The 8842-nt window shown below is 59.3% G+C and carries 6 protein-coding genes; 3 read left to right on the top strand and 3 right to left on the bottom strand.

Annotated features, from left to right (window positions below):
- The first annotated feature begins 67 nt into the window (after window positions 1–67).
- Genes mksB through mksF form a run of 3 tightly spaced genes read left to right on the top strand, consistent with a single transcriptional unit; the run spans window position 68 to window position 4873 of the window.
- Window positions 68–1345: an Mks condensin complex protein MksB gene (gene mksB, locus IB246_RS13670; protein ID WP_008025814.1), complete on the top strand. Its 1278-nt coding sequence runs from the start codon at window positions 68–70 to the stop codon at window positions 1343–1345.
- On the top strand, window positions 1335–2036 hold the full coding sequence (mksE, locus tag IB246_RS13675) for an Mks condensin complex protein MksE (protein WP_008025812.1): 702 nt from the start codon (window positions 1335–1337) through the stop codon (window positions 2034–2036). Before mksB ends, mksE begins: the two co-directional genes overlap by 11 nt.
- The gene (gene mksF / locus IB246_RS13680; RefSeq protein WP_008037179.1) at window positions 2033–4873 is read left to right on the top strand and encodes an Mks condensin complex protein MksF; all 2841 of its coding nucleotides are present in this window, start codon (window positions 2033–2035) and stop codon (window positions 4871–4873) included. The genes mksE and mksF overlap by 4 nt, the downstream gene beginning before the upstream one ends.
- A 177-nt stretch (window positions 4874–5050) precedes the next feature.
- Here mksF and IB246_RS13685 read toward each other — a convergent pair whose 3' ends face one another.
- From IB246_RS13685 to IB246_RS13695, 3 genes are read right to left on the bottom strand one after another with little or no spacing between them, the layout of a single operon-like run.
- Window positions 5051–7354: an intermembrane transport protein PqiB gene (locus IB246_RS13685; protein ID WP_008037178.1), complete on the bottom strand. Its 2304-nt coding sequence runs from the start codon at window positions 7352–7354 to the stop codon at window positions 5051–5053.
- Window positions 7347–7970, bottom strand: coding sequence for a paraquat-inducible protein A (locus IB246_RS13690; protein ID WP_008037176.1), 624 nt, complete (start codon window positions 7968–7970; stop codon window positions 7347–7349). Before IB246_RS13690 ends, IB246_RS13685 begins: the two co-directional genes overlap by 8 nt.
- Window positions 7957–8616 carry a paraquat-inducible protein A gene (locus IB246_RS13695; protein ID WP_008037175.1) on the bottom strand — a complete coding sequence of 220 codons (660 nt, stop codon included), beginning with the start codon at window positions 8614–8616 and terminating at the stop codon, window positions 7957–7959. The genes IB246_RS13690 and IB246_RS13695 overlap by 14 nt, the downstream gene beginning before the upstream one ends.
- Window positions 8617–8842: the final 226 nt, after the last annotated feature.

Genomic DNA, 8842 nt, shown 5'->3' on the forward strand with positions numbered 1-8842 from the left:
AGTGAATCGCATCGGTCCCGATGCAGTACAATCGCGGCTTTTAATCGCCAACCAGCCGGCCATTCCGATGATCGAACCCAAGCGCGTCTTGCGCGCCCTCGCTGAACACTGGGCACTTCTGGAGCCACTGTGCGAGCACTTCGACCAAGGCACATTGAGCCTCAACGAACTGCGCACGCAACTGGCCGCCCAGCAACTCGACAGTACGCCGCAGGACATCACCAGCCTGCTGGACGTGTGGATCCGCCTCGACATTCTGGTTCCCGTGGCGAAAAGCCCGAACCGTTTCGAGCTCAACGCACAGATCCACGACTTCCTCGCTTACCTGCGCCGTGAGCACCGTCTGGGCCTGTGCCTGGAAATCGAAGCCTATTTGCGCCACCTCGAACGCCTGGCCGGTTACATTCAGGATGCCTTCGACATCCGCGACGGCCATGACCTGGCGCGCCAATTGCGCCTGCTCGACATGCGTGTGCGTGATGTACTGAAGAAGCTCGCCAACGACGAACAGGCCCTGGTGGCCGTCGCCGAACGCGCCAAGACCAGCGACCGGCAGATCCCGCTGCGTCAGCGTTACGCCGAAGTACTGGCGACCTGGGACGAATACGTCGAGCCGATGATTCAGTTGGTGAACGCCGACGGCGCCTTCGAACAAGGCGTGCGCAAGGTCGAAAATGTCCTGTTGAAGATGCTCACCGAGCAGCAACGCCTCGGCCACCTGGTCGACGACGACATGCTGCTGCGCACCCACGCGCGCATCCTTGAAATGCAGACCAGCGCTCAATTGACGCTGCGTCATGCTCGCGAACTGCTGCTGCCGCTGCGTGAAGAAGCTCGCCGGCACAACGCCGTGACCCGTGGCGCAGCGCTGGCCTTGTCGGCCATCCGTCGCAAAGGCATCGATGCGGTGCCACAAGCGGCGATGCCGATGTTCACCCGGCCGCAAAGCACCTTCCTCGGCAGCGCCAGTCAGGTCGAAGCCTACGTCTACGCGCTGGCCCGTTTCGAGCCGAAACCGGCGCGTTTCCCCAAGGCCCACAAGACCCAGAAAGGCGAAGCGCCACGCGCACCACGTACCGTTCGCGAAATGCTTGAACGCTGCGAAGACGCGCTGCCGATGCCAGACCTGATGACCTGGCTGCTGGAACAGGAACCGAACGGCGCCACCGACGAATTGCTGTACTGGTTCTCGCGCCTGTCGCGGGAAAAACGCTTCAAACGCGAGCGTCTGGAACGCCGCGATTACCACACTCACGAGCACCAGGTCAGCCTGCGCTCCTTCGCCCTGCTCTCGGCCAGCGACACCGCCGCCGAGGATTCTGCGAGCATTCCACATGCATCTTGATCTATCCGAACTGTCCCAGCTGGCACCGATCTTTCGCGAGCTGTTCAAGGGCTACCACGTCAGCCGCCGCGACCCGGAGCTGTACGCGCAACTGTCGAACTTCCAGGACCAGTACCGCACGCTGTTCAAGGCACTGGGTTTTGAACTGGTTTGCGACACCCGCGGTTTCTACTACTTTGTGCCGGACCTCGCCGCTGCGGCGGTGAACAAGACCGCGCAGCGTCTGGCGCTGTTCACCTTTATCCTCGTCGAGCATCTGGCCGATCAGGGCCGTGACCCGATTGCCGTGCTCGATGGCGGCAGCCTCGGTCGCGATGAATTGCCGTCGTTGCTGGAAAAGTACCGCGACCTGTTCATCCAGGCCGAAGTGCAGACCGTCGAAGAACTCGAAGAAAAAATCATGCGCCGCATGACGCAGCTCGGGTTTGCCGGCGAAGAAAACGGCGTCTACCGCTTCCTGCCGCCGATGCACCGTTTCCTCGACGTCTGCCTGTCGGTTCAACAAGACCGCGACTTGGCCGCCAGCCTGCACAGCGTGCTGCCGCTGCCGGTTCCGGTACTGATCGACGACGACAGCGACGAAAAACTGCTGCAAACCGATGACCCGCTGGACTTGAGTGACTTCGCTGAAGAAAGCGAAGAAGACGCCCTGGCCCGCGCCATTGCCGAAGAACAGGAGACCGACGCATGAGCAAGGAACGCTACGGCATTCGCCGCTTTGCCCTTTTGAACACCGCCGGTTACAGCCTCGGCCTGTTTCCGCTGGAAGAACCGTTGTCGGTCTACGGCGCGAACAACCTCGGTAAATCCGCGTCGATCAACGCGTTGCAGTTCCCGATTCTGGCGCGCATGTCGGACATGAGTTTCGGCAAGTACAGCCTGGAACAATCCCGGCGTTTCTACTTCGCTTCGGACACCAGTTACATCCTGGTGGAAGTCTCGCTGCCCCACGGCCCGCACGTGATCGGCGTGGTCGGTCGCGGCCCTGGCGGTGGTTTCGGTCACCAGTTTTTTGCCTACGCCGGCAAACTCGACCTGGCCCACTACCAGAAAAACGACACCTGCCTGCGTCAGAAAGAACTGTTCACCAATCTTGAGCGCGAAGGCCTGAAAGCCTACGAACTCAAGCCGGATGAACTGCGTCGTTTGCTGGTCGGCGGCCACACCTCGATTCCGCTGGACCTGACCCTGATTCCGCTGCGCTCTACCAGCGAGCAGAGCCTGAAGACCTTCCGCGCGCTGTTCATCAACCTGCTGCACATGCGCGAAATCACCGCGGCCAAGCTCAAGCAATTGTTCCTCGATGCTTTCGAACACAGCCTGCGTTCCGGCAGCGTCGATTACATCGCTGCGTGCGAAGAAGCCTTCCGCGATGTACGACGCATGGAGCAGGACTACAACTCGCTGGTCACAGCGGGTCCGCTGGTTGAAGCGCTGGCCGCAGGCGTTGCCCAGCGCAATATTCTGCGCGGCAAGCTGCACCGGATCTCGCCGCTGCTCGATTCCTTGCTCGGCACCTGGTCGGACTACGCCAGTGCACGCAAGGAAGAGCTGACGATTCAGGCCGAGCACTACCGCAACGAACAGGACGCGCTGCAAAACGATCAGCGCGGCGGCACGCAGGAGCTGATGCGTCTGGAGCGGGAAATCACCGGCATCCAGCGCTGGCTCGGCGAGTTGTCGGTGCTCAAGCATCGCTTCGCGTTGGTGACTGACGTCAAGGTCCTGGAGCAGCAATTGCTCGCGGCCAAGGACGCGCACGATGAACTGGCCGGTGCGCTGGCGCAGTCGCGGCAGTTCTCTGCCGAAGACCTGGAAGAGCGTCTGCGCGATCTGGAAAAACGCCTGAAATCGGTGAAACAGCAACTCGATCACGCCGACAACAACAGCTACGCCCGTCTGCGTGAAGAGTTCTCGCAACAGGATGTCGAGCGTCTGATGCGCCTGTTCAACAGCGCGCTGTTCAGCCTGCCGTTGGGCGAGCATGGCATTACGCTGGACGAGGACGGTCAGTGGGTCAAATCCATGGAGCTGATCCTCGACGGCTTCAAAGGTGAGCGCTTCGAAGTACCGGGTCTGTCCATCGATATTTCGCACATTGAACCTCCGGCGTTGCAGGCCCTGGCGGACCGCGCCGCGTTGCGCGATCAGAAAGACCGCCTGGAAAAAGAACTCAAGCAACTGAAAACCCAGGCTGCCGTGGTCGCCGACCGTGCAGCGAGCAAGACCCAGACCGAAGCGCTGTACCAGCAAGTGCTGGACGCGCAGAAAGCTCTGGAAGATTTCCGTCGCGCGCAAACCCTGAGCGCCGAGGAAGACGACAAGCTTGAGCAACTGGCGCAGATGGAAGCGGCGCAGGAAGAACTGAAGCGTTCCAGCGACGCCTTCACCGAACGCGTCCAGCAACTGTCGGCCAAGCTGCAACTGGTCGGCCGGCAGATCGGCGACATGGAAGCCAAGCAGCGCACCCTCGACGACGCCCTGCGCCGCCGTCAGTTGTTGCCGGCAGACCTGCCGTTCGGCACGCCGTTCATGGACCCGATCGACGATTCCATGGACAACCTGTTGCCGCTGCTCAACGACTATCAGGACAGCTGGCAGGGCTTGCTGCGCAGCGATGGCCAGATCGACGCGTTGTACGCTCAGGTACGCCTCAAAGGCGTGGCCAAGTTCGACAGCGAAGACGATATGGAGCGTCGCCTGCAACTGCTGATCAACGCGTATGCGCACCGCACCGACGAAGCCCTGACCCTCGGCAAGGCACGCCGCGCCGCGGTTACCGACATCGCCCGGACCCTGCGCAACATCCGCAGCGACTACGACAGCCTTGAGCACCAACTGGCGCTGTTCAACCGCGAGATCAACAAGCGTCAGGTCTCCAACCTGCAGAGCTTCCGCATCGTGCTTGCGCCGAACAAGGAAGCGCTCAAGCACATCGACCAGATCATCCACAGCGCCGGTCAGTACGAAGAAGGCGAAACCCTCTCCGTGTTCGACCTGAGCCAAAGCGCCGATCAGGACAACAAGAACGAAGAAGCCAAGGAATACCTGGCGCGCCTGGTAGCGGCGAACCACAACCAGCTTGGTCTCAAGGACTTGTTCGAACTGGCGTTCGAGATCACCAAGGTCAACGGTCAACCGGTGATCCACACCGACATCGACGGCGCTGCGTCCAACGGCACGACGATGACCATCAAGGCGCTGACCAACATGTACTTGTTACTGCACTTGATGGACCGCGACCAGGCCGGTCGCGTGCGCCTGCCGTACTACCTCGACGAAGCGGCGGACATCGACGAGAAAAACCAGGCAGCGTTGCTGGAAACCAGTCTGCAACTGGGCTTCGTGCCGATTCTGGCGAGTGTGAAGCCGCAGGTCTGCGCCAGTGTGGCGATTGACCTGGAAGGCGGTAGCGGGCCGAACGGGATCTACATCGATGAGGCGGACTGGAAGTACATCCGTCGTCACGATGAGGTGAAGGCTGTGGTTAATGTTGAAGCGGATGAACCGGAGCTGGATGCGGTCTGATTTGCATTAATCGAAGGCAATAAAAAAGGCCGCGATCCAATCGCGGCCTTTTTTTGTCTGGTGGTTATGTGTTGGCTATCCGGACCTCTTCGCGGGCAAGCCTCGCTCCTACAGGTTCGGTGCTGATCTGTAGGAGCGAGGCTTGCCCGCGAAGGCGTCCTCACAGGCGCCAACAGATTATTTGCCGAGCGAGATCTTCGGCGCCCAGGTCAGCCATTCATCTTCAAACTTGTCGAACAACGGGAAAGTTTGCTCCGCTCGTGCCGGGTTACCCATGCGATCCCCATCCGGCGTGGCGAATGCGATACCACCCTGAATCAGCGTCTCCAGCGATTCGGTACGAACCGTCGCGCCTTTGAACAAACCGTAATCGAAACCAAAACCGCTGGTGTTCCAGAATCGTGTGCCGCTGCGCACCAATGGCGCGTACTTCGGCTCGATCAGGATGTGTATCAACACACGGTCAGCCGTCTGGCCCAGCTCATACCCCGTCACCTTGCCCACGGTGACTTCGCGATACGTCACTGGCACCCCGGTTTTCAACGAACCTCGGCGAGCGGCGCTGAGAACCAGACTTAACCCGGCTTCCTGTTTGGCGGTTTCCGGAGGATTGGCCAGCGCTACGAAGTTATTCTGCGGCCCGATGTTTTTCGCGGCCGGCTGCACTTCGATATATTGGCCAGTCACCAGGGTTTCCAGGTTCGACGTTTTGAGCAGACCCAGCTCGGGTTTGACCACCCAGAACTGACTGCCGGCCCGAGCGATTCGCTCCGGCACTTCGGTGATCCGCGCGGTGAGCATCACCGATTGCAGGTCATCCGTGAGGTCGACGTCTTCAATCTTGCCGACGTCCAGACCTTTGAATCTCACCGGTGTGCCGCTGCGCAAGCCATCGGCGCGATCGACCTTGATCGTGATCACGGCGCCTTTCTGGTTGGCTTCGTCATGGCTGGCGAACAGACGGAAACGCGGGATTTTCTTTTGCAGCGGGGCTTTGGCCAGCGGGGTTTCGAAGGCGATACCGCCGGCCATCAGGCTTTGCAACGATTCACTTTTGACCTGGATTCCGCCAGTCAATCCGCCCGTGAGCGTAATGCCACTGGCATTCCAGAATCGGGTCGAGGCGTTAACCAGCCCTTCGTATTCCTTTTCGATGTGTACACCAATCACCAATTGTTTTTTCTTGCGCGAGAACTGATAGCTCTGGACCGAACCGACCTTGACCTGCTTGTAGAGAATCGGACTGCCGACTTCCAGCGAACCAAGATTTTCGGTGAACAACACCAGGTGCAGGCCCGGCGAACGCAAATCCAGCGGCGGCGCCTTGGCCCGTGCCACGAACTCACGTTGTGGTGCTGCGCCTTTATCGCCGGGACGCACAGCGATGTAGTTACCTTTGACCAGCGCTTCAAGCCCGGTGATACCGGCCAGGGAGATCGACGGTTTGACCACCCAGAATTGAGTGCCTTCTACCAGGTAATCTTCGGCCAGAGGATCAAGGGTCAGTTCAGCGGTAGCAGCGGACAGATCGGGATCGATCTTCAACGCTTTCAGATTGCCGACCTGAATGCCTTTGTACATTACCGGCGTACGACCGGCCTGCAGGCCTTCGAAATCGCTGAGTTTGACCTTGACCCGTATACCGGCCGCCGCCGCATCGAAGTCTTCATAGAGACGGAACGGCAGGCTCGGATCGGTGGGCGGGCTGTCCCTGCGGTTTTCCGGCGTGGCGAATGCGATACCGCCGGCGACGATGCTGGCCAGGGACTCACTGCGCACCTTCACACCGGACAGGTTGGCGTCGATGCTGATGCCGCTGGCGTTCCAGAAACGTGTGTGTTTGCGTACGAGCTTGGCGTACGTGGGTTCGATGAACACTTTAAGCTCAACCGTGCTTTGGTCTTCGGACAGCAAGTAACTTTTGATCTGTCCTACTTTGATCTGCTTGTAGAACACCGGGCTGCCACGGTTCAGCGAACCGAGGCGGTCAGCCTTGATGGTCAGGTGCAACCCGGGCTGGGCATCCGACAGCGGCGGTTCTTCAGCCAGGGCCTTGAACCGGCGTGTGGGCTCGCCTTCCCCCGGACTGATCGCGACGTAGTTACCGGAAACCAGGGTTTCCAGGCCCGTGATACCCGCCAGGGTCACGCTCGGCTTGACGAGCCAGAAGCGTGTGCTGGTCCGCAGGTATTGCTCCACGTCCTTGTTCATTTCAACGGTGGCGATCACTCCTTTGGAGGCGCCTTCATCATCGAGCGTGAGGGTTTTCACCTTGCCGACCGACATGCCTTTGTAGACCACTTCGGTCTTGTTGGCCTGAATGCCTTCACCGCTTTCGAAACGCACCTGAATCTCGATGCCGGTCTCGTTGTAGGCACGCCAGCCGAGCCAGCCGCCGATGATCAAGGCGATCAGGGGCAACACCCAAATGGCTGACCAGTTCGAGGCCGGTCGGGTTTTCGCTGTGGGCAAATCAGTCATGGTCGTCGTCCGACTCCGTGTTATCCCAAATCAGTCGGGGATCGAAAGTTACTGCGGCAAGCATCGTCAGAATCACCACACTGGCGAAAGCGATGGCGCCAAGATTGGCTTCGACACTGGCAAGCCGTCCAAAATTCACAACCGCCACCAGGATGGCAATCACAAAGATATCGAGCATTGACCAGCGACCGATGAACTCGATAAAGCGGTACATCCAGATCCGTTGACGAGCCGAAAGCGGCTGGTGGCGCTGCACGGAAAACAGCAGCAAAGCGATGCCCACCAATTTGAACGTGGGCACCACGATACTGGCGATAAACACCACAGCGGCGATGGGAAGCATGCCGTGCTGAACCAGTTGGATCACACCGGACATGATGGTGCTGGGATCGCCCTGACCGAGGGAACTGACCGTCATGATCGGCAGTACGTTGGCCGGAATGTAGAGAATCGCTGCCGTGATCAGCAACGCCCAGGTACGAGCGAGGCTGTTGGGGCGGCGGGCGTGAACCAGCGCACCGCAGCGGGTGCAGACCTGCGCGTCGGTGTCAGCTTCCTGCTTGTTCAATTCATGGCATTCGGCGCAAATCAGAATGCCTGCATCAATCGCCCGCATGGGCATCCTCTCCTGATAAAGCCTGCCAGATCTGATGGGGCGACATCACGACCTCCAGCCAGACCTGGACCAACAACAAACTGATAAAGCACGCCAGGCCGAGACCGATGGTGATTGCTGCCATATCTGCCAGTTTGACGATCGCCACCAGCACGCCCATGAGGTAGACCTCGAGCATCCCCCAATCGCGTAGATGGTGATAAATCCGATAGAGCAACAAACCGTAACTACGGCCGATATCAAAACGAATGCTCAGCAGCACGGCCAGTTGGCAAAGCAGTTTGAGCAACGGGATCCCCATGCTGCACAGGAACACAATCACTGAGACGCCTTGCATTCCGGTATCGAACAGGCCGACAACGCCACTCCAGACAGTATCTTGCGACGACTGCCCGAGTAGATTGAGCTGCATGATGGGTAAAAAGTTCGCCGGGATGTACAACAACAGCGCGGAGATGACCAAGGCGAGACTGCGTTGCACAACATTGTGCCGATGGGCATAGAGCTCGTAACCGCATCGCGGGCACAGGGCTTTCTCGCCATGGGCGAGCTTGGGCTTGCGCATCAGCAAGTCACACTCATGGCACGCCACCAAGTCGTCCAGCGGTAATTCTGACAGCCCGGGGGCGTCAACCGGATCTGACATAAAGGCACTGACTCCGAAAAAGTTGGACCTATTCTAGTGTCCTGAGTCGAAAATAACTGTGCAAATTTGTGCTCGTCCGGAGTGTACTTTTTTCCAGGCAAAACAAAACCCCAACTGCTTTCGCAATTGGGGTTTCGGAATTTAATCTTGACGATGACCTACTCTCACATGGGGAAACCCCACACTACCATCGGCGATGCATCGTTTCACTGCTGAGTTCGGGATG

Source organism: Pseudomonas sp. PDM01, from assembly GCF_014852325.1.
In the GTDB taxonomy this organism is placed as follows: Bacteria; Pseudomonadota; Gammaproteobacteria; order Pseudomonadales; family Pseudomonadaceae; genus Aquipseudomonas; species Aquipseudomonas migulae.